General features: G+C 70.1%; 20 protein-coding genes and 3 tRNA genes. 14 read left to right on the forward strand and 9 right to left on the reverse strand.

Annotated features, from left to right (window positions below; genetic code table 11):
* The 3 genes from VGJ24_RS17575 to VGJ24_RS17585 all read left to right on the forward strand — a co-directional run.
* A partial coding sequence (locus tag VGJ24_RS17575) for an ABC transporter substrate-binding protein (RefSeq protein WP_331501940.1) occupies window positions 1-960 on the forward strand: 960 nt, incomplete at its 5' end.
* Window positions 961-1,040: 80 nt separating this feature from the next.
* Entirely contained in the window at window positions 1,041-1,721 is a 681-nt protein-coding gene (locus tag VGJ24_RS17580) for a response regulator transcription factor (protein ID WP_331501941.1), read from the forward strand.
* 90 nt (window positions 1,722-1,811) lie between these two features.
* Window positions 1,812-2,177 carry a response regulator transcription factor gene (locus tag VGJ24_RS17585; RefSeq protein WP_331501942.1) on the forward strand — a complete coding sequence of 122 codons (366 nt, stop codon included), beginning with the start codon at window positions 1,812-1,814 and terminating at the stop codon, window positions 2,175-2,177.
* Here the strand turns inward: VGJ24_RS17585 and VGJ24_RS17590 are convergent.
* Together VGJ24_RS17590 and VGJ24_RS17595 are read right to left on the reverse strand one after the other, a co-directional pair.
* Window positions 2,148-4,199, reverse strand: coding sequence for a hypothetical protein (locus VGJ24_RS17590; protein ID WP_331501943.1), 2,052 nt, complete (start codon window positions 4,197-4,199; stop codon window positions 2,148-2,150). The two genes, VGJ24_RS17585 and VGJ24_RS17590, sit on opposite strands and share 30 nt — an antisense overlap.
* Window positions 4,192-5,502, reverse strand: a complete 1,311-nt coding sequence (locus VGJ24_RS17595) for a GAF domain-containing sensor histidine kinase (RefSeq protein WP_331501944.1) — start codon at window positions 5,500-5,502, stop codon at window positions 4,192-4,194. The genes VGJ24_RS17590 and VGJ24_RS17595 overlap by 8 nt, the downstream gene beginning before the upstream one ends.
* Window positions 5,503-5,711: 209 nt before the next feature.
* On the opposite strand from VGJ24_RS17595, the gene VGJ24_RS17600 reads away from it, so the two are divergent.
* The 5 genes from VGJ24_RS17600 (at window position 5,712) to VGJ24_RS17620 (ending at window position 11,093) form a co-directional block, all read left to right on the forward strand.
* Entirely contained in the window at window positions 5,712-6,470 is a 759-nt protein-coding gene (locus VGJ24_RS17600; RefSeq protein WP_331501945.1) for an ABC transporter ATP-binding protein, read from the forward strand.
* 2 nt (window positions 6,471-6,472) lie between these two features.
* Window positions 6,473-9,016, forward strand: a complete 2,544-nt coding sequence (locus tag VGJ24_RS17605) for an ABC transporter permease (RefSeq protein ID WP_331501946.1) — start codon at window positions 6,473-6,475, stop codon at window positions 9,014-9,016.
* 87 nt (window positions 9,017-9,103) lie between these two features.
* Window positions 9,104-10,450 carry an FAD-dependent oxidoreductase gene (locus tag VGJ24_RS17610; RefSeq protein WP_331501947.1) on the forward strand — a complete coding sequence of 449 codons (1,347 nt, stop codon included), beginning with the start codon at window positions 9,104-9,106 and terminating at the stop codon, window positions 10,448-10,450.
* Between the two features lie 28 nt (window positions 10,451-10,478).
* Complete coding sequence (locus VGJ24_RS17615) at window positions 10,479-10,634, forward strand: hypothetical protein (protein WP_331501948.1); 156 nt, start codon at window positions 10,479-10,481, stop codon at window positions 10,632-10,634.
* 234 nt (window positions 10,635-10,868) lie between these two features.
* Window positions 10,869-11,093 carry a DUF7218 family protein gene (locus tag VGJ24_RS17620; protein WP_331501949.1) on the forward strand — a complete coding sequence of 75 codons (225 nt, stop codon included), beginning with the start codon at window positions 10,869-10,871 and terminating at the stop codon, window positions 11,091-11,093.
* A 1-nt stretch (window position 11,094) separates the two neighbouring features.
* On the opposite strand, the gene VGJ24_RS17625 is transcribed toward VGJ24_RS17620, so the two are convergent.
* A tRNA-Arg gene (locus tag VGJ24_RS17625) sits at window positions 11,095-11,170 on the reverse strand.
* Window positions 11,171-11,347: 177 nt separating this feature from the next.
* Between VGJ24_RS17625 and VGJ24_RS17630 the strand changes: the two genes are divergently transcribed.
* The 4 genes from VGJ24_RS17630 to VGJ24_RS17645 all read left to right on the forward strand — a co-directional run bounded on the left by VGJ24_RS17630 (window position 11,348) and on the right by VGJ24_RS17645 (window position 16,150).
* Window positions 11,348-12,490, forward strand: a complete 1,143-nt coding sequence (locus VGJ24_RS17630; RefSeq protein WP_331501950.1) for a glycoside hydrolase family 6 protein — start codon at window positions 11,348-11,350, stop codon at window positions 12,488-12,490.
* 37 nt (window positions 12,491-12,527) lie between these two features.
* Window positions 12,528-12,947 carry a VOC family protein gene (locus VGJ24_RS17635; protein ID WP_331501951.1) on the forward strand — a complete coding sequence of 140 codons (420 nt, stop codon included), beginning with the start codon at window positions 12,528-12,530 and terminating at the stop codon, window positions 12,945-12,947.
* 239 nt (window positions 12,948-13,186) lie between these two features.
* Window positions 13,187-15,043, forward strand: a complete 1,857-nt coding sequence (locus tag VGJ24_RS17640) for a phosphoenolpyruvate carboxykinase (GTP) (RefSeq protein WP_331501952.1) — start codon at window positions 13,187-13,189, stop codon at window positions 15,041-15,043.
* A 114-nt stretch (window positions 15,044-15,157) separates the two neighbouring features.
* On the forward strand, window positions 15,158-16,150 hold the full coding sequence (locus tag VGJ24_RS17645; protein ID WP_331501953.1) for a LuxR family transcriptional regulator: 993 nt from the start codon (window positions 15,158-15,160) through the stop codon (window positions 16,148-16,150).
* Between the two features lie 76 nt (window positions 16,151-16,226).
* Here the strand turns inward: VGJ24_RS17645 and VGJ24_RS17650 are convergent, their stop codons facing one another.
* The 3 genes from VGJ24_RS17650 to VGJ24_RS17660 all read right to left on the reverse strand — a co-directional run bounded on the left by VGJ24_RS17650 (window position 16,227) and on the right by VGJ24_RS17660 (window position 17,209).
* Window positions 16,227-16,364, reverse strand: a complete 138-nt coding sequence (locus tag VGJ24_RS17650; RefSeq protein WP_331501954.1) for a hypothetical protein — start codon at window positions 16,362-16,364, stop codon at window positions 16,227-16,229.
* 212 nt (window positions 16,365-16,576) lie between these two features.
* Window positions 16,577-16,669, reverse strand: a tRNA-Ser gene (locus VGJ24_RS17655).
* Between the two features lie 45 nt (window positions 16,670-16,714).
* Complete coding sequence (locus VGJ24_RS17660) at window positions 16,715-17,209, reverse strand: hypothetical protein (protein WP_331501955.1); 495 nt, start codon at window positions 17,207-17,209, stop codon at window positions 16,715-16,717.
* A 153-nt stretch (window positions 17,210-17,362) separates the two neighbouring features.
* Here VGJ24_RS17660 and VGJ24_RS17665 point away from each other — a divergent pair, with 153 nt between their 5' ends.
* Entirely contained in the window at window positions 17,363-17,713 is a 351-nt protein-coding gene (locus tag VGJ24_RS17665) for a hypothetical protein (RefSeq protein WP_331501956.1), read from the forward strand.
* A gap of 150 nt (window positions 17,714-17,863) precedes the next feature.
* A tRNA-Ser gene (locus tag VGJ24_RS17670) sits at window positions 17,864-17,952 on the forward strand.
* Between the two features lie 11 nt (window positions 17,953-17,963).
* Here the strand turns inward: VGJ24_RS17670 and VGJ24_RS17675 are convergent.
* From VGJ24_RS17675 to VGJ24_RS17685, 3 genes are all read right to left on the reverse strand, one after another.
* Window positions 17,964-18,200 carry a biotin/lipoyl-binding carrier protein gene (locus VGJ24_RS17675; protein WP_331501957.1) on the reverse strand — a complete coding sequence of 79 codons (237 nt, stop codon included), beginning with the start codon at window positions 18,198-18,200 and terminating at the stop codon, window positions 17,964-17,966.
* 34 nt (window positions 18,201-18,234) lie between these two features.
* Window positions 18,235-19,293: a hypothetical protein gene (locus VGJ24_RS17680; RefSeq protein ID WP_331501958.1), complete on the reverse strand. Its 1,059-nt coding sequence runs from the start codon at window positions 19,291-19,293 to the stop codon at window positions 18,235-18,237.
* Window positions 19,294-19,310: 17 nt separating this feature from the next.
* A partial coding sequence (locus VGJ24_RS17685; RefSeq protein ID WP_331501959.1) for a nitrilase-related carbon-nitrogen hydrolase occupies window positions 19,311-19,594 on the reverse strand: 284 nt, incomplete at its 5' end.

Raw genomic sequence — 19,594 nt, forward strand, 5'->3', positions numbered from 1 at the left:
AGACGACCACTGCACCTCCGGCTGATCGGCGTCGCCGCTGCAGCCGCGCTGATGTTGTCCGCGTGTGGCGGCGGCGGCATCAAGGACAAGACCACCTCCTCCGGGAAGAGCTGTGGGACCTTCAACATCGCGGTGAACCCGTGGACGGGGTACGTCGCGGACGCCTACGTCGTAGGAGTCGTGGCCCAGGAGAAGCTCGGCTGCACGGTCAACTACAAGAACGTGAAGGAGGAGGTCGGCTGGCAGGGCATGTCCAGCGGCACCATCGACACGATCCTGGAGAACTGGGGCCACGCCGACCTGGTCAAGAAGTACATCACCGACCAGAAGACCGTCGAGGACGCCGGGATGACCGGGAACGAAGGCATCATCGGCTGGTACGTCCCGCCGTGGATGGCGCAGAAGTACCCGGACATCACCAACTGGAAGAACCTGAACAAGTACGCGTCGATGTTCAAGACCTCCGAGTCCGGCGGCAAGGGGCAGCTGCTCGACGGCGACCCGTCGTACGTCACCAACGACGAGGCCCTGGTGAAGAACCTCGGCCTCAACTACCAGGTCGTGGTCGGTGGCAGCGAGGCCGCGCTGATCCAGAGCTTCCGCAGCGCCGAGAAGAACCACACCGCGCTGCTCGCGTACTTCTACGAGCCGCAGTGGTTCTTCTCCGAGATGAAGCTGGTGCGCGTGCACCTGCCGAAGTACACGCCGGGCTGTGACGCCGACGCCGCGAAGGTGGCCTGCGACTACCCGCCGTACCACCTGAACAAGCTGATCTCGACGAAGTTCGCCGACGGCGGCTCTCCCGCGGTCACGCTGGTCAAGAACTTCCACTGGACCAACGACGACCAGAACACGGTGGCGGAGTACATCGCCAAGGACGGTATGAAGCCCGAGGACGCCGCCAAGAAGTGGATCGACGCCAACCCCGACCTGGTCAACCAGTGGGTGCAGGGGACCTGAGTCCCGCCGCTCGCTGACCAGAACGACCGGAGCCCGTCACCGCGAGGTGGCGGGCTCCGTCGCGCGGCCTACAGTGAGGCATGACCGTGCGCGTCGTCTTCGCGGACGACAACTTCCTGGTTCGTGAGGGAGTCGCGGGCCTGCTCACCGAGACCACGGACATCGAGCTCGTCGAGACGGTGGCCGACCCCGACGCGCTCCTCGCCGCCGTCGGGGTGCACCGACCCGACGCCGTCCTGACCGACATCCGGATGCCGCCCACCTTCACGACCGAGGGCATCGACGCCGCCAAGCGGATCCGGGCCGAGTTTCCCGCGACCGGCGTGGTGGTGCTGTCGCAGTACGTCGAGGAGGACTACGCGTTCGAGCTGCTCTGCGATGGTGTCGAGGGGCTCGGCTACCTCCTGAAGGAGCGGGTCACCCAGGTCGACGATCTCGTCCGGGCCCTGTACGACGTGTCGCGCGGCGGGTCCGCGCTGGACCCGAAGGTGGTCGAGGGCCTCCTGGCGCGCAAGTCCACCGAGAGCACCTCGGCCCTCCTCGGGCTGACCGAGCGCGAGCTCGAGGTCCTCCAGGAGGTGGCGACCGGTCGCAGCAACGCGGCCACCGCCACGACGCTCTTCATGAGCGAACGCGCCGTCGAGAAGCATGTGGGCGCGGTGTTCCAGAAGCTCGGGCTCGTCCACGAGTCGGACGTCAACCGTCGAGTGATGGCCGTGCTCGCCTACCTCGACGCGACCGGCGGAGCCCGGACCCGCTGAGCCATCGGGCGGTCAACCACTCGGCGCGATGCGGCCAACCACCTCCCGGCCGACTCCCTGCCGCGGGACGATGAGGCGAGGAGGTAGCCGATGCCGGATCTGCGCGTCCTGGTCGTGGACGACCAGGAACCGTTCCGTCGCGCGATGAGGGCGGTGGTCGACGAGACCGAGGGCTTCGTCGTGGTGGGCTCCGCCGGGTCGGGTGAGGAGTCGTTGGCGATGGCCACCGAGCTGCTGCCCGACCTCGTGCTGATGGACGTCAACCTGCCCGGCATCGACGGCATCGAGGCCACCCGACGTCTGCGTGCCGGCGCGCAGCCCCCGGTCGTGATCCTGCTGTCGACCTACGACGAGGACCAGTTCGACCTCGCGGGCTGCGGCGCGGCGTCGTACATCGCCAAGGCGGTGTTCGGTCCGGACCGGCTCTCAGAGGCCTGGGCCGGTGCCTGCCCCTGACTCGCCGGGTCCGGTCGGGCCTACCGGGATCGTGAGCGTGATCAGGGCCGGCTCGGTGGTGACGGACCCCGCCACCGCGCCGACCCTGTCGCCGATCGCCTGCAGGTCGACCTCCCCGGCCGAGACTCCGGCCACCTCCAGCAGGAGGTCGCCGTCGATGACGCTCAGCTCGAGTGAGGACGGGCTCGAGGCCGAGCGCGACGCCTCCGCGCAGCAGAAGTAGACGGCCGCCTCCACCCGGGCGGAGAACCGTCGCCCGGCCGCTGACGCGTCGACGTGCAGCGCCGAGGCCAAGCCGTTGCGGGCGAGGAGCGAGCGAAGCGCAGGCTCGACGCCCGATCGGGCCAGCTGGGTGGGGAACACGCCTCGCGTCAGCTCGCGCAGCGACTCCAGCGCGTCGTTGGTGGCCGTCACGAGGAGATCGATCCCGTTCGCGGGCGACCCGAGGGCGACGGCGCGCCGGGCACCCACGAGCTGGTCGGGGAGTGCCACGAGCCGCGGGAGGACCTCGCGCGAGATGGCCTCCTCGAGGGTCCGCCGTGCCGCGTCGTCCGCCTCGATGATCCTCGAGCGAGAGGCGGAGAGCTCGCGCGTGGTGCGGTCGAGCTCGGCCACGTTTCCCGCCAGCTGGCTCTCCATCGCGGCGTTGCGGAAGGCGACCGCGGCCTGGTCGGAGAGCGCCGTCAGGAGTCGTACGTCGGACGGGCGCAGCCGGCGTCCCTTCGGGATCCACACCGCGATCGTGCCCAGTCGGGTGCCCGCGGTGCGTACCTCGACGACGTGCTCGTCCGTACCCTCGGCGTCACCCTGGCCCCAGTCCGCGGATCGGGTCGGCACGCCCGGCACCTCCAGGCTCGCCCGGGCTCGGCGTGCGGACACGGCCCGGCCAGCGGCGTCGGCCACGGCCGGCAGCAGAGCGTCCGGGGAAGGTGTCTCGGCGAGGCGGCCGCTGAAGTCCGACAGCGCTTCGTAGGGCTGGGCCCGGGAGCCGTAGGCCAGGCGGTTCGCGAACCGGACCACCCAGCGACGAAGGGGCTGGAACGCCAGGGCGACCAGGGCGAACGCCAGCAGGGACAGCCAGAAGCCGCTCGTCTGGCGGTCGACCGCCTTGCCGACGGTGACGACCAGGGTGGTGTAGCCGACGGCGGCGAACCCGGTGCCCACGGCCACAACGACCGTCCGGTTGATGATCACCTCGATGTCGTAGAGCCGGTAGCGGAGCACCGCGACGGCGAACAGCGCCGGCATGAGCAGGTAGGCGACGTACAGCGGGAGCGACGCGGCCCAGGTCTGCTGGCCTCCGTTCAGGGCCTCGACCACGCCGAGGGTCACCATGCCGGCGGTGACCAGGACCACGGACAGGGCGATCGGGACGACCTGCCGGCGACTCTCGCCCCGGCTCCGTTTCAACCGGACCACCATGGAGACGACCGACGCGACGAGTCCGAGGCTGATCAGGAGGAAGCCGACGCTGAAGAGCGCGCTGCGCACCGATCCGCGGTCGTCGGACTGGATGTCGAACGTCGTCGGGTCCGAGGAGAGCAGCGACACCGTGCAGAGCAGCACCCCGGCCGCGGGCACCGCGGCGACGTACCGCCAGCGCCGAGAGAGGAACTGACCGTCCGGCGCCAGCAGGAACATCCACGCGAGGCCGCCGATCGCGAGCTGGCCCCCGAGGAGCGCCGAGAGCCAGCCCGACACTCCGGCGAGACCCCTCGATCCCGGCCCGCCGTCACTGACCACCCAGATGGCGTACGCCTCGGTCAGCAGCGAGAAGGCCGCGCTGACGCCGACCAGGCTGAGCAACCAGCCGATCGCGTGACGCTCGTAGCGCGCGATGATCACCGCGCCCAGCACGGCGGACCCGAGCACCGCACCGTTGACGAGCGGGAAGCCGTGCTCCGCAACCGCTGCCTGGGAGAACAGCGGCCGGTACTGCGCGGTCACCACCGCATCTCCCACGCAGAGGACGCCCGTGAGAGCGGCCAGGATCCCCGCGACGCACGCGCGCACGTCAGTCACCCGCCCTGGGGAGCAGGGCTACGACGCGCGTGCCGTGATCGGGGGTCGATCGCGTGGTGAGGGTGCCGCCGACCGCCTCCACCCGGTCCCGCATGCTCGTCAGGCCCGTGCCCGCGGTGGTGGTCCACACGTCGTAGCCCGCGCCGTCGTCCTCGATGACGCACTGCAGGGACCCGCCGTCGTCCCTGAGCTCGACCCGGATCGTCGCTGCCCCCGAGTGCTTGGCGGCGTTCTGGACGGCCTCCAGGCAACAGAAGTAGGCGGCGGTCTCCACGGTCGGGGCGAGCCGCCCGAGGTCGTACGGGACGACCTGCACCGGGACCGGGCTGTTGACGACCGCCTGCCGGAGCGCCGGGGCGAGTCCGCTGTCCGCGAGCAGCCTCGGGTAGATGCCGCGAGACAGATGCCCCAGGGTGTCGACGGCGTCGAGGGCGGCCTGCTCCTGACCGACGAGGATGGCGTCCGCTCGTTCCGGCGACCGCGGGGCCAAGGTCTGGGCGAGGCGCAGGTTCACAGCGAGCGCAACGAGGTGTTGCTGGGCACCGTCGTGGATGTCTCGCTCGAGCAGGCGGCGCTCGGCGTCCTGGAGGTCGACCAGCCGCTCGCGCGACCCTCGCAGCTCGTTCGCGCGTGCCGACAGCTCGGCGCGGCGCAGCTCGAGCTGCGCGCGCAGCCGGGCCCCGCGCAGCACGGGGCCCGCCTGCCTGGCCAGCCCCTCGAACAGCCGTTGCTCGACCGACGTGAGGGGGCCGTGCTCGCCCTCCTGGACGATCAGGACGCCGAGGACCTCGCCACCGTGTCGCACTCGGAGGGACCGCCGGCCCGACACCTCGCCCTCGGCCAGATCCCCGTCGGCTCGCTCGCGGGTGGACTCCGGTGGCCAGGTCGCGGCCAGCCTGGGCCGGTCGCCGACCACGAGCCAGACCTGCGACCACTCGGCCCGGGTGCCCTTGGCCAGCACCCTGGCCATCCGCGACGGCAGCTCCTCGGCGGCATAGCTGCCCACCACCGTCTCGGAGAACCGGCTCAGCACGTCGTACGGCGACGCGAGTCCACCGTGCATCGTCCGCGACGCGAAGTCCTCGAGCCTGGCCTGGACCGGCTCGAACGCCAGCGCGACGACGGCGGTCGCCAGCACCGCGAGGGGCAGGCTCGGCGACGCGGTGCGGCCGGTGAGCGAGCCGCCGCCCAGCACGATCACGACGTACACCGAGACCACGAACACCGTGAGGCCCGCGAGCACGAGGACGGCAGCCCACCACTCGCGACGAGATCGTCGGCGCAGCCGCGGCAGCCAGGTCATCTCCGCAGTCTGTCCCTCCGCCGCCCCCGGGGGGAGGGCAGTTCCCGAACCCCTCCGTGTGGCTGGCCGCACGATTGCCGCAGCCACCACGCGGACAGCACCCGGACAGCACCCGAAGCCGTGTGCCCAGCCCGATGGGCACCGCGGCGACGTTCGAGTGTGCTGGTCACAGCCGCCGGACCGGGTGGCGACCAACCTCAGGAGAACACATGTCCGTCATCACCAACCCTCCCCAGGTCTCGACCGCGTCCGCGGCCCGGGCCGAGGGGCTCAGCAAGTTCTACGGCACCGGCGAGTCCGCGATCCCCGCCCTCGACGACGTCACCGTCGGACTGGGCGAAGGCCAGTTCACCGCCATCATGGGGCCCTCCGGCTCCGGAAAGTCGACCCTGCTCCACATGCTCGCCGGCCTCGACCGGCCCAGCGCCGGCGAGGTGTACCTCGGCGACACCGAGATCACCGCGCTCAACGACAAGGCACTCACGCTTTTGCGTCGCGACCGGATCGGCTTCATCTTCCAGTCGTTCAACCTGCTGCCGACCATGACCGCGGGGGAGAACATCGTCCTTCCCATGCGGATCGCGGGGCGCAAGCCGGACGACCACTGGGTCGCCTCGATTGTCGAGACCGTCGGTCTCACCGACCGACTCTCGCACCGTCCGTCGGAGCTCTCCGGTGGGCAGCAGCAGCGGGTCGCCGCGGCCCGGGCACTCGCCTCCAAGCCGCAGATCATCTTCGCGGACGAGCCGACCGGTGCCCTGGACTCCAAGTCCGGTGCCGAGCTGCTGGCGTTCCTCCGCAAGGCGGTCACCGAGCTCGGCCAGACCGTCGTCATGGTCACCCACGACCCGACCGCGGCGAGCCACGCCGACCGGGTCGTCTTCCTCGCCGACGGCCACATCGTCGACGAGATGCACGCCGCCACCGCCGACGAGGTACTCGACTATATGAAGCACCTAGGAGCCTGACCATGTTGACCGCCACGCTACGAGCGATGATCGCGCACAAGCTGCGCCTCGTCCTCACCACGGCGTCGATCGCACTCGGCGTCGCGTTCCTCGCCGGAACACTCGTCCTGACCGACACCATGGGGCTCGCCTTCGAGCAGCTCTTCGGCAAGGTCTCCGCGGGCACGGATGCGGTCGTCCGCACCCATGCCCCCTACAGCTCCGTGGACGGAGTCACCACCAGTCGGGCACCGATCGCCGCCTCCGTTCTCACCGACGTCGACAAGGTGGACGGGGTCCGCCACGCGGAGGGCTCGGTCAGTGGCTACGCCCTGCTCACCGACAACGACGGCAAGGCCATTCTCACCAGCGGTGGCGCGCCCACCATGGGCTACAGCATGCCGGCCGACGAAGATCTCCGCGGCGACGTCGACCTGCTCTCCGGGACGGCACCGGACGCGCCGAACGAGGTCGCCATCGACGCGACCAGCGCCGAGGACCACGACATCGCGATCGGCTCGACCATCAAGGTGTTGTTCCAGGGTCCGACCCGAGAGTTCACCGTGGTCGGCACGGTCGGCTTCGGCGGCGAGAAGAACCTCGGCGGAACCACGTCGGCGTACTTCGACACCAAGACGGCCCAGAAGGTCGTCGGGACCCCCGGCTACTTCGACAGCATCGGGGTGAGCGCCGAGGACGGCGTGAGCCAGGCCGAGCTGGCGAAGCGGCTCGATGCCGTCGTACCCCAGGGCGACGAGGCGGTGACGGGAGAGACCGTCGCGCGGGAGAACTCCGACGCCGTGCAGAAGGACCTCAAGATCGTGGGCATCCTGTTCATGATCTTTGCGGGGATCGCCCTGTTCGTGGGGTCGTTCATCATCTGGAACACCTTCACCATGATCGTCACCCAGAGGTCGCGGGAGATCGCGCTGCTGAGGGCGATCGGCGGTACCCGGCGCCAGGTGCTGCGCAGCCTGATGATCGAGGCGCTCATGCTCGGGGTCGCCGCCTCCGCGATCGGCATCGCCCTCGGGCTGGGTGTCGCCAAGGGGCTGACCAAGCTGATGGACGTGGTGGGCTTCAGCCTGCCGAGTACGTCGCTCCAGCTCGAGGCCCGCACCATCTGGGTCTCACTCCTGGTCGGCACGCTCGTCACGGTCGTCGCCGCGCTCGTCCCTGCCCGCCGCGCCACCAAGGTGCTGCCGGTCGAGGCGCTTCGCGAGTCGACGCCCGGAGCGGAGAAGCCGTCCAAGCGACGCGCCGTCATCGGTCTGGGAATCATCGGAGCCGGTGCAGCCGGGATCCTCTCGGCCCTGTACGGCGGGGCCGACATGAGGATCTTCGGGATCGGTCTGCTCGCGGCACTGGTGGGCGTCATCGTCACCCTGCCCGTGGCGGTCCGTCCGCTGACGGCACTGATCGCCGCGCCGCTCAAGCTGCGTGGCCTGCCCGGTGAGCTGGCGAAGCAGAACGCGCTCCGCAACCCGCGACGTACCTCGTCCACCGCTGCCGCCCTGATGATCGGCCTCACCTTGGTCGTGAGCATGGGCGTGTTCGCCTCCTCGCTGAAGGCGTCGTTCGGTGACGTCATCTCCGACCAGACGAACGCGGATCTGTTCGTGTCCAGCTCGAGCACACAAGCCCCCGGCTTCAGTCCCTCCGTGATCGCTGCGGTCAAGGGTGTCGACGGGGTGGACAAGGTCTCCGCCGGCGGCTGGGGTCAGGCGCACTTCGACAACGGCGAGACGAGCTACTCCGCCGTCGACCCGGCCACGGCCGACGCGGTCATGAATCTCGAGGTCTCACAGGGTTCGGTCGCCGACCTCGGCAAGGACGGGGTCATGGTGTCGAAGTCGACCGCCACGGCCAAGGGCTGGAAGCTGGGAGACGTTGTCCCGGCGGAGTTCGCCGTCTCCGGCAAGCACCGGCTGCACGTGGTCGCGATCTACGACGGCAAGGGCTGGATCAGCGACAACTACGTGATCAGCCTTGCCGAGCAGAACGCCTTCGCCGGTCCACAGCTCGTGGCTTCGGGTCTGGTCACGCTCGTCGCAGGCGCCGACAAGGCGGCCGTCCAGGACGCCATCTCGGCAGCCCTGGCCGACCACCCCGACGCCAAGGTGCTGGACCAGAAGGGCTTCGAGAAGGAGGCCAGCGGATTCATCGGACAGCTGCTGACCTTCGTCACGGTGATGTTGCTGCTGGCCGTGCTGATCGCACTGCTCGGCATCGTCAACACGCTGGCCCTGTCGGTCTTCGAGCGCACGCGTGAGCTGGGTCTGCTGCGTGCGGTCGGGATGACCCGCGCACAGGTTCGGGCGATGGTCCGCTGGGAGTCGGTCGTGATCTCGCTGATCGGCGCCCTGAGCGGAGCCGCCCTCGGGATCGGCATCGGCCTGGCGCTGTCACAGGCGCTCAAGGACGAAGGGATCAAGGCCATCTCGATCCCCGCTCCCCAGATCGCCCTGTACGTCGCCTTGGCGGCGGTCGCCGGGATCCTGGCGGCCCTCGGTCCCGCCCGATCGGCCGCGAGGGTCGACGTACTGAAAGCGGTGGTCACCGACTGATGCACCGATCCCGTGGCCCGGCAGCATGATGCTGCCGGGCCACTGGTCCCTTCTGCTGGACCGTGGGTCTGGGCCAGACTTCGGCAGATGACGTCGACGATCGTGGTCGGTGCGAGCGTCGCGGGGCTCCTGACCGCACGGGTGCTCTCCGACCTCGTGGACGAGGTCGTCATCCTGGAGCGGGAACGGCTCACCGACGCCCCGACGCCGCGCGGACGCGTGCCCCAGGGAAAGCACCTGCATCTGCTGCTGACCGCCGGTCTGGACCGGTTGGTCGCCTGGTTCCCCGGGATCGACGACGAGCTCGAGCAGGCAGGCGCCGTCTGGGTCGACGGCACGCGTGCCTGGGTCTACCAGGCCGGCGGCTACCGGGCGCAAGGTGACTGGGGGCGGCCGGCTCTCAGCATGACTCGCCCGCTGCTCGAGCAGGTGATCCGTCGCCGAGTCTCATCGCTGGAGAACGTGAGGATCGACGACGGCGTCGTCGTCGACCGGGTCGAGGTGTCCGACGGACGTGGGGTGGGGGTCGTGGTCGACGGGATGGTGCGTCCGGCGGACCTGGTCGCCGACTGTTCCGGTCGTTCCTCCCGCATCGCGCACCAGCTCGAGTCGTCGGGAGTCCTCGTGCCGCCCGTCACTCGGGTCCTGATCGACTGTGCCTACGCCAGCGGCTTCCTCCCGCGCTCGGCGGACGACTTCGAAGGCAGCTTCCTGGTCTGCGGCACCTCACCGCCCACCTCGTTCCGTGCTGGGGCGGTGCTTCCCGTGGAGGGCGATCGCTGGATGGTGACGTTGGCAGGCGTGCACGCCGACGTCCCGGGCACGACCGAGGTCGAGGTCCTCGAGTTCGCGCGCAGCCTGTTGTCGCCGGCAGTGGCCCAGCTCGTCGAGCACGCCGGACCGCTGTCGACGGTGGCGTCGTACCGCTTCCCCTCCAGCCAGCGCCGGCACTACGACCAGGTAGGACGGCTGCTGCCCGGGTTCGTCACGCTCGGTGACGCGGCGTGCAGCTTCAACCCCATCTACGGTCAGGGCATGTCCTGCGCCGCTCTGCAGGCCGACGCTCTCGGCGCCACGGTGCGCGACGTGGGGCTGCATTCCGAGGAGCTGCCGCGGCGGTTCCACCGGCGAGCGGCGAAGATCATCGACGCTCCTTGGGCGATCGCGGTCGGCGCGGACTTCCTGCATCCGCAGACCAGCGGGCCGAAGGCGCGGGGGACGGACCGGGTCAACCGCTACGTCCTGCGGGTCGTCAGGGCCACCCACACCTCGGTCGAGCTCGCGAAGACGTTCAACCTGGTGCTCAACCTGGTGGAGCCGACCAGGTCGCTGGCCCGGCCGTCGGTGGTGGCTCGCGTGCTCGCGTCGGGGATTCCCGGACGCCGACGTCAGACGCGCATGGACCATCCCCGAGTCGGACCGCCCGACGCTTAGCCGACGATCGCGCGGGTACGTCGTACCCATGAGCGAGATGGCAGACAATCGCAAGCCCATCGACCTGGGGGGCGTGCCCGAGGGTGAGGAGGTCTCCGAGGCGGATGCGGCGGAACGCGTCGACGAGGAACCCGAGGAGCAGGAGAACCGGCACGATCCGGTGCTGTCGGATGACGAGGACTGACGCACACCTCAGGTAGTGGATCCCGGCAACGAACGTCGACACCGAGCGCGAGCGGTCATAACCTGAGACCATTCGCGCCCCGCGCTCACGCAGCCGCGGGGCGCTCCTTGTCCGGGCGCGAGTCTTCGCGCGACATCGCGGACGCGTACCCCAGATGACCGCGCACACGTGCATCCGCCGACCGGCCGGCGGGTACGGACGCGCCCAGGAGGCGAAGAACGCGAAGGAGGAACGATGCCCAGCAAGTCCGCGAACGTGAAGAACGAGAAGCAGTACGAGGCCCTCAAGGACAAGGGGATGTCGAAGGAGCGGGCCGCCCGGATCGCCAACAGCCCCGGTGCGTCGAGCCGGGGTGGCAAGAAGAGCGGCTCCGGTGGCGACAGCTCCCAGGGCGGAACCACGGCTCAGAAGAAGAAGGCCGGTCGCAAGGGCGGCAAGGCGGCCGCGAAGAAGAGCTGACTGGCGCGCCCGGAGGTATTCGAAACCCCAACCTTCTGATCCGTAGTCAGATGCTCTATCCGTTGAGCTACGGGCGCAGTGTCCAAGCCACGTGGAAGCCGCGACTTGGACTGGTCGAGGATAGCCGACCACCCAGGGCGGGCCGAATCCGTGCCCCGGCCCGCTGACCTGTCCGGAGGAGCCGCCCGCCTCGAACGGTCCTGGTTTCGCCGACTCCGGGACACCGGCGGCGTGGGCAACCTACCGTCGACGGCGTGAACCCCTCGTCACGTCAGTCTTCGGCGTCCCTGCTCGGCCTCGCCGCGTTGGGCCTGGTGACTCTGGTCCCGACCATCCGGCAGGCATCGGCCGCACCTGAGTCCGCCCGGTCGAGCGCACTGGCCGTTTCCATGGCCCCGGCGTCGTCGAGCAACCCGACGAACCCGCTCGCCGGTCGGCCCTGGGGCGTCTACCGCGGCAGGGCCGACCCCGCCTGGCAGCCCTACCTGCAGGCCACCGGTGAGACGAAGCAGACGCTCGCCGCCATCGCGCTGGCCCCGAAGGCCAAGTTCTTCGGCGCCTGGATCCCGAACTCCGAGATTGCCGACAAGGTGCAGGCGTACGTCGACAACGCGACCGACGGCAACCCGGACGCGCTCGTCCAGCTCACCCTGTTCAGGATGGTGCCCTGGGAGGGCGAGGCCTGCACCCGACTGCCCACCAAGGCCGAGCGCGCGTCGTACCAGCAGTACGTCGACATCGTCGCCGACACTCTCGGCGACACCCACGCCGCCATCGTGCTGCAACCCGACGGCCCGTTCCTCCGCTGCGTCCCGCACGGCTCCCCCATCCCCGCGGACCTGCTCAGGTACGCCGCCCGCACCCTGTCGGCCCAACCGAACACCTCCGTCTACGTCGAGATGGGCTCGGCCGACTGGTTCCGCGACCGGCCGGCCGATGCGGCACGGATGCTGCGCTCGGCCGGCGTCCAGTACGCCCGGGGCTTCGCCCTCGACACCTCGCACTTCGACTCGGTGGGCCGCCAGATCGACTTCGGCGCGAAGATCGTCTCGGCGCTCGCGAAGGACGGCATCCCGCACCGGCACTTCGTGATCGACACCTCCGACAACGGACGCGCCTTCACCGGTGCGTGGTACCACCAGCACCACCCGAGCAAGCCGCTCCCGTACGCCAAGGCGTGCGGGTCCGCCGGGCAGCACCACTGCGTGGCCGTGGGCATCCCGCCCACCACCGACGTCGGCTCGGCCGCGTGGGGGCTCTCCGCCGACCGCACGCACACCGCGGAGAAGCTGGTCGACGGCTACCTCTGGGTGAGCCGGCCGTGGCTGGCCCACCAGGCAGGCTCGTTCAGCATGAAGCGCGCCCTCGCGGAGGTCCGGTACTCGCCGTTCCAATGAGGTTGAGCCGCGACCACGGTCACGGGCACAGTGGCCCATGACCTCCTTCATCTCGCACACGACCGTGGACTGCGCCGATGCCTACGCCCTCTCCGAGTGGTGGAAGCCGGTGCTCGGGTACGTCGACCTCGAGGACGACCCCAACGAGCCCGGCCACGAGGAGTGCCTGATCCGCGATCCGGAGACCGGTCACCTGGTGCTGTTCATCGAGGTCCCCGACACCAAGTCGGTGAAGAACCGCATTCACTTCGACCTGATGCCGCGCGAGGGCACCCGCGACGAGGAGCTCGCCCGGTTGCGCGAGCACGGCGCCGTCGAGGTGCACGACCTGCGCGACCAGTGGGGACCGGGCACCGGCTGGGTGGTCCTGGCAGACCCCGAAGGCAACGAGTTCTGCATCTTGCGCTCCCCCGCCGAGCGGGAGGCGGCACGGGCGGCACACGAAGCAGAGGCCTGAGTACGCCGTCGTGGCCCGCGTCAAGGCCCCGGACCCCGGACGGGGCACTTGATCGATCCAATATGTCAGGACTCCTGACACGGGTAACGTCCGCGCCACACGTCGGGCGACAACGACGCCGGCCGATCGCGACAACTTCACGTTCACCCCGTCGAAAGACGGACCGGTGGCCTTTCTCGGGCCCGCAGGCATTCTGCGGCACGGCGGCCACCGCGACGTACGAGAGGCACACCATCGCAATGACTGCCGACACGCAAACCCGACCGACCGCGCAGGACGACTCGGACCCGGTCCCGACGACCCACCAGGGCATCCTCGACTTCGTGACAGAGGTCGCCGAGATGACCACGCCGGACCGCATCCACTGGTGCACCGGCTCCGACGAGGAGTGGACCGACCTCACCGACTCGCTCGTGGCGTCCGGCACCTTCACCCGGCTCGACCCGGCCAAGAAGCCCAACTCGTTCTGGGCTCGCACCGACCCCACGGACGTCGCGCGCGTCGAGGACCGCACCTACATCTGCTCGCTCGACGAGAAGGACGCCGGTCCGACGAACAACTGGATGGACCCCGACGAGATGAAGGCCATCATGCGCGGGCTCTACGCCGGGTGCATGGCGGGCCGCACGATGTACGTCATCCCGTTCGTGATGGGCCACCTCGAGGCGGAGCGGCCGATGTTCGGCGTCGAGATCACCGACTCGGCGTACGTCGTGGTCTCGATGCGGGTCATGGCCCGCATGGGCACCAACGTGCTGCGCCGGATGGAGGAGCTGGACGACGCGGGCCAGGACGTCCGCTGGGTGCCCGCCCTCCACTCCGTGGGCATGCCGCTGGAGGAGGGCCGGGCCGACGTCTCGTGGCCGTGCAACGACACCAAGTACATCGTCCAGTTCCCCGAGGAGCGCGCGATCTGGAGCTACGGCTCGGGGTACGGCGGCAACTCCCTGCTCGGCAAGAAGTGCTACGCCCTGCGCATCGCCAGCGTGATGGCTCGCGACGAGGGCTGGCTGGCCGAGCACATGCTGATCCTCAAGCTCACCTCGCCGGAGGGCATCACCAAGTACGTCGCAGCCGCGTTCCCGAGCGCCTGCGGCAAGACCAACCTGGCCATGCTCCAGCCGACGATCCCCGGCTGGAAGGTGGAGTCGCTCGGCGACGACATCGCCTGGATGCGCATCGGCGACGACGGCCGGCTCTGGGCGGTCAATCCCGAGTACGGCTTCTTCGGCGTCGCGCCCGGCACCAACGAGCACACCAACCCGAACGCCATGCGCACCCTCAACAAGGGCAACTCGGTGTTCACCAACGTCGCGCTCACCGAGGACGGCGACATCTGGTGGGAGGGCATGGAGAACACCCCGGCCCACGCCACCAGCTGGAAGGGCGAGCCGTGGACTCCCGACAGCGAGGAGCTGTCGAGCCACCCCAACAGCCGCTACTGCACGCCGATCAAGCAGTGCCCGATCCTCGCCCCGGAGTACGACGACCCGCGCGGCGTCCCGATCGACGCGATCCTGTTCGGCGGTCGGCGCAAGACCACCATCCCGCTGGTGACCGAGGCACGTGACTGGACCCATGGCACCTTCATGGGCGCCACTCTCAGCTCCGAGACGACGGCGGCCGCGGTCGGCCAGGTCGGCGTCGTACGCCGTGACCCGATGGCGATGCTGCCCTTCATCGGCTACAACGCCGGCGACTACTTCAACCACTGGATCACCGTCGGCAAGGAGAACGACGAGGCGTTGCTGCCGAAGATCTTCTACGTCAACTGGTTCCGGCGCGACGACAAGGGCGACTTCCTCTGGCCGGGCTTCGGCGAGAACAGCCGGGTCCTGAAGTGGGTCATCGAGCGGATGGAGGGACAGGCCGCCGGGGTCGAGACTCCGATCGGGCACGTGCCGACCCCGGAGTCGCTCGACACCGACGGTCTCGACATGACCGACGAGGAGCTGGCGATGGCTCTCTCGGTCGACCCCGAGGAGTGGAAGGCCGAGATTCCGCAGATCCAGGAGTGGTTCGACAAGTTCGGCGAGCAGCTGCCCGCCGTCCTCTGGACCGAGCTCGACGGTCTCAAGGCACGCCTCGGGATGTGATCGGACGCTCCCGCGTCCCCACCATCACAGTCGCGGTCGGCTTTGCCGAGACTGTGATGGCTCACCCGACGATGTGCGACGATGCGTGCGTGGGGCAAGGTGAGAGCGCGACCGGTGGCAGACCTCGGTCCTGAGGAGCGGGAGCTCTTCGAGTCCTTGGCGACGCCGCTGTACGAGGAGACGGCACTCAGTGGCGGACTCAAGGACACCGACCCCCGCATCCAACCCGATGGCGAGCTCTACCACGCCTTGAAGCTCCTCGTGTCGTTGAACCTCCTCGTCCACGACCACGCGAACGCCGTCTACTTGCCGGTGGACCCGACGACGGTGCAGTCACACGTGGTCGGTCCGATGAGCCAACGCGGGGCCGAGCTGCTCGGCGAGTCCTCGGATTGGGCGCGTGCGTTCGGCGGGCTGTCACAGGCGTGGCGGCGCTCGCCCACCGCCGTACGCGGTCCGATCACCGAGTTCCACGGCCCCGCCATCCAGACCTTCATCAACGGCGCGGTCGCCGAGGCCGAGGAGGAGCTGCTCACCGCGCAGCCCCAGACCGGCCGCGAGCGGGCCAGCCTGAAGCAGGCCGCCGAGCTCAACAAGGCCGCCATCGACCGAGGTGTGCGCATGCGGACGCTGTACCAGCACAGCGCTCGCCGGCACTCCGCGACCCGCGACTACGTCGCTGCAGTCAGCGCCGCCGGCGCCGAGGTCCGTACCCTGGACGAGTTCTTCAACCGGATGATCGTCGTCGACCGGCGACTGGCGGTCATCCCCGGCCCCAGCGGCACCCAGGTCGGCATCGCCGTCCAGGAACCGGCGCTGGTCGCCTACTTGGTCGACGTCTTCGAGCGCGCCTGGGAACGCGCCCGGCCGTTCACCAACACCGAGCGGACGATGATGAACGACATCGCCCGCGAGCAGCGGGCGATGACGATCCGGATGCTGATCGAGGGTCACTCCGACCCGGTCAGCGCCAAGCGTCTCGGCGTCAGCGCCCGGACCTTTGCCGGCTACGTCGCCGACCTGAAGGCGGAGTACGACGCCGACACGCGGTTCCAGCTCGGCTACACGATGGGCCAGATCGGCGTCTCGGGTCACGAGGACGAGTGAGTCCGCGCGGACATGACACGGCCCGAGAGCGCCATGCTCTCGGGCCGTCGTGGGGACATCTGTTAGGTGATGACCATCAGGGGTGGGCCGGCTTGGCGCATCCCTGGCAAGGCCAGTTCGTGTCGTAGGCATGAGCCGGAGCCGCGACGACGACCGCGCTGACGCTCAGCGCGGCCGCAGCGAACGCCAGGGCCGCCTTCCGCATCGTGTTCATGAGTTGCACATCCTCCCGGGGGGTGAGACCTGTTGGTCACCCTCCTACCCATTCTCGGTGAGGCCTGAAACCCAGGACATGTCTGAGATGGCTCATTTCGTTGCAATGCACAATTCTGCAAGGACGCCACGGCCACCGCGGCGCCGGCTGGAACTGGCCCACCCCAGGACGGGCACAGGCCCCGCCGCCGCAGCGACGAGGCCTGTGGGCACTGGCGGAGGCGGCGGGATTTGAACCCGCGAGAGGGGATTACCCTCAACCCGCTTAGCAGGCGGGCGCCATAAACCGGGCTAGGCGACGCCTCCCCGTCAGCCAGCACAGGCTACAAGGAGGGGTGCGCGCCCACCGAATCAGGAGTCGGGCGCCGAGGAGCCTGTCGCGCCACCCGGTGTGTGCGCGTCCCGCACCCGACGACGTACGTCGTGCACGAAGGCGTCGGCGTCCGTCGCGAGTGCCGCCATCGGAAGCCTGGTCGCCCGACCGTCGCGTAGCCCGAGCACCAGGCACGGGGTGCCGCCGGGACTCGCGGCCACGACCTCGTCGACCAGCGTCCACGCTGCGGAGGTGGCTCCGACGCCGCCGAGCAGGCGCACGGCGTACCCCTGGTCGGACAGGCGCACCGCCCAGGCCCGGCGCAGCAGGTACCACGCCCAGCCGGCCACCAGGACCAGCCCGACCGCCGTGACCACGCCGGCCGGCACCCAGCCCGCGCCGACGAGCACCCCCAGCAGGGTCGCGAGAACCACCAGGACGGCCAGGGTCACCAGGCTGCGTCCGACCAGGCGGACGCCGAGGGCCGGGGCGAGCCGGTACGTCGTGGTGGGCAGGGGCGCCGGGTGGGTCACCGGATCATTCAACTGAAACCGTCGCCCGGGGGGCGAATCCGCACGGTTCCGCCCCTTGTCCCGGCCACCCGGAGGGTCCACAGTGGATCGCAACACCGTCGCAACCCCCACCAACGAGTGGCTCACACACTCGGGAGGTCCCCTATGACGGCGATGACAGCCTCGCTCGACGATCTCCTGCGGCCTCAGCACGTCCGCGACAACCTCGGCGCCTGGCGCTGGTCGGTCCGCCGCCAGCTCGTTCCGGTACGCGATCGGTTGCGTCTCGAGCACCCCGACCGCGGCGAAGCGTGGCTGTCCGCCCGGGCCTCACGCGCGCTGCGTGAACGCGACGAGCTCCTCACCCGCCTGAACACCTTGGCGTCCCAGGTGCTGGTGGCGCCGGACGTCGACGACCTCGCCGACCGGCTGAACCGGTTGCTGGTCGACATCGCCCATCACCACCAGCGGGTGCACGACCTGGCCTACGACGACGTGGAGCTGGAGATCGGCGGCTCCGAGTAACCCCCGCTCAGACGTGAGCGCCCGCCGACGTCCCCGACGTTCTGGTCGCCCCCTGCCCCCCAGGCTGGCCACCACGTCGGGGACCTTGCTTTCCGGGGCTGCACCTAGACTCCTGCCCGGCGACGGCGCCGCTGACACGGGGTCGCGCTCGGAGGGGTGCCGGAGTGGCCGATCGGAACCGCCTTGAAAGCGGTCGCTGGCAGAGATGTCAGCCGCGGGTTCGAATCCCGCCCCCTCTGCGGAGTGGAGCTCAGCGCAGTGCGGTGAGCTCCACCAGAACGTCGCCCTCCTGGACGACGTCGCCGGGCGTGACCTTGATCGCCGACACCACGCCGGCGTGCTCGCTCAGCACCGGGATCTCCATCTTCATCGACTCGAGGAGACACACCGGGTCGCCGGCCGTCACTTCGTCGTCGACCGCGACCTCGACCACGATCACGTTGGCGACCATCTCCGCAAGGATCCGGAACGTCTGCTCGCGCGCCACGTTCCGAACCTAGTGGATACCCCCGGGGACTCCGTCACCAGAGGGCGTGGGTACGGCCGGGCTCGGGACGGAGCGCGGTCGTCCGTTCGATCTCCGCCTGGCGACGGCCGCGCGGCCCGCTCCCACCGGTCAGCCGCAGGTCGAGCCGGATCAGCAGAAAGCCGATCACGAGCCCGATCACCGCGCCGTACGTCGTGGCGAGCGCCACCTCCTTGACGGTGCGGCCGGGATCGACGAGCGCGTACGCGACCGGCGCGGTCAGCGCGACGCCGAACGCGCAGACCCACCAGCCCTGGCGACGACGAGCCCGCATGTGGGTGCCCCACGTGAGGGCGGGGACTCCGAGCAGGGCGACGATCGGGCGTGGGAAGGCCCCGAGGTGGTGGTGGCTCCAGCGGACCGCGTCGTCCAGCGTGGCCACCAGGTCGTGGGTGCCGTAGCGCTGGAGCAGCTCGGCGTACCCGACCGTGAGCGCGACCATCACGCTGCCGGCGACGACCGTCACGACGCCACGCGAGCCGAGGCCGTGGAAGCCCGCGCCGAGCCGGTAGACGGTGAGGAATGACGCCACGAGTGAGAGCCCGAGCACCGTGTACTCGAACCGGTGGAGGTCGACGACCGGCGCCCACGCCAGGGTCGCCATCGAGCCGACGGAGGCGACGAGCAGGGCGATGACCGTCTCGCGGACGGCTCCGATGAAGCGGACCGCGGGGACGGTGACCATCACCGCGAACACCGCCGTCAGCACCGCGGTCACCACCGCGGCCCCGCTGCGCAGGGCGTTGTCGTCGAGCGCCACCACCCCGCCGCCGAGGACGAGCGCGAGCAGCGAGAAGATCACCGGCCGCCCGCCGGTGCGCGCCGCCAACCCCCAGGCGTACGCCGTGGCGGTCGCGACCGCGCCGGCGTCGGCGAGCCGGTCGTCGACGTACCCGAGCAGCGCAGCGACCAGGGCAGCGGCCGAGGCGAGGACGATGAGCAGCCAGGCGACCAGTCCCAGGCCGTGCACGGCGCGCCCGGGGGCCGACTCGCGCGGTGGCTTGTCCGCCACCCGCCGCCCAGGGGGGTCTGCGCGTCGGCGAGAAGCAGCCATGGACACGGAGGGTGACGCTACAGGCGCCGGTTGGCGAGCGACGGGTTGGTGCGGCGGGCCTGGGCGACGGCGGCGAGGTCGAGCTCGGTGGTGAGAATCTGCGCGTCGTCGCCCCCCTCGACCACCACGTCGCCGAGCGGTCCGATCACGGTCGAGTGACCGGAGTAGCGGGGCGCGGGCTGGCCGACGCCGACGACGTACACGGTGTTCTCGATGGCGCGGGCCCGCAGCAGCGTGGTCCAGTGCTCGACCTTGCGCGGCCCGGCGACCCAGGCGGCCGGGACGAGGATCACCTCGGCGC

The sequence above is a fragment of the Nocardioides sp. genome (assembly GCF_036493135.1).
Lineage (GTDB): Bacteria > Actinomycetota > Actinomycetes > Propionibacteriales > Nocardioidaceae > Nocardioides.

Coding starts and splice junctions, on each gene's coding strand:
- VGJ24_RS17580 (WP_331501941.1), top strand. CDS start 1,041: ATGACCGTGCGCGTCGTCTTCGCGGACGACAACTTCCTGGTTCGTGAG.
- VGJ24_RS17585 (WP_331501942.1), top strand. CDS start 1,812: ATGCCGGATCTGCGCGTCCTGGTCGTGGACGACCAGGAACCGTTCCGT.
- VGJ24_RS17595 (WP_331501944.1), bottom strand. CDS start 5,502: ATGACCTGGCTGCCGCGGCTGCGCCGACGATCTCGTCGCGAGTGGTGG.
- VGJ24_RS17600 (WP_331501945.1), top strand. CDS start 5,712: ATGTCCGTCATCACCAACCCTCCCCAGGTCTCGACCGCGTCCGCGGCC.
- VGJ24_RS17605 (WP_331501946.1), top strand. CDS start 6,473: ATGTTGACCGCCACGCTACGAGCGATGATCGCGCACAAGCTGCGCCTC.
- VGJ24_RS17610 (WP_331501947.1), top strand. CDS start 9,104: ATGACGTCGACGATCGTGGTCGGTGCGAGCGTCGCGGGGCTCCTGACC.
- VGJ24_RS17615 (WP_331501948.1), top strand. CDS start 10,479: ATGAGCGAGATGGCAGACAATCGCAAGCCCATCGACCTGGGGGGCGTG.
- VGJ24_RS17620 (WP_331501949.1), top strand. CDS start 10,869: ATGCCCAGCAAGTCCGCGAACGTGAAGAACGAGAAGCAGTACGAGGCC.
- VGJ24_RS17635 (WP_331501951.1), top strand. CDS start 12,528: ATGACCTCCTTCATCTCGCACACGACCGTGGACTGCGCCGATGCCTAC.
- VGJ24_RS17640 (WP_331501952.1), top strand. CDS start 13,187: ATGACTGCCGACACGCAAACCCGACCGACCGCGCAGGACGACTCGGAC.
- VGJ24_RS17650 (WP_331501954.1), bottom strand. CDS start 16,364: ATGAACACGATGCGGAAGGCGGCCCTGGCGTTCGCTGCGGCCGCGCTG.
- VGJ24_RS17665 (WP_331501956.1), top strand. CDS start 17,363: ATGACAGCCTCGCTCGACGATCTCCTGCGGCCTCAGCACGTCCGCGAC.
- VGJ24_RS17680 (WP_331501958.1), bottom strand. CDS start 19,293: ATGGCTGCTTCTCGCCGACGCGCAGACCCCCCTGGGCGGCGGGTGGCG.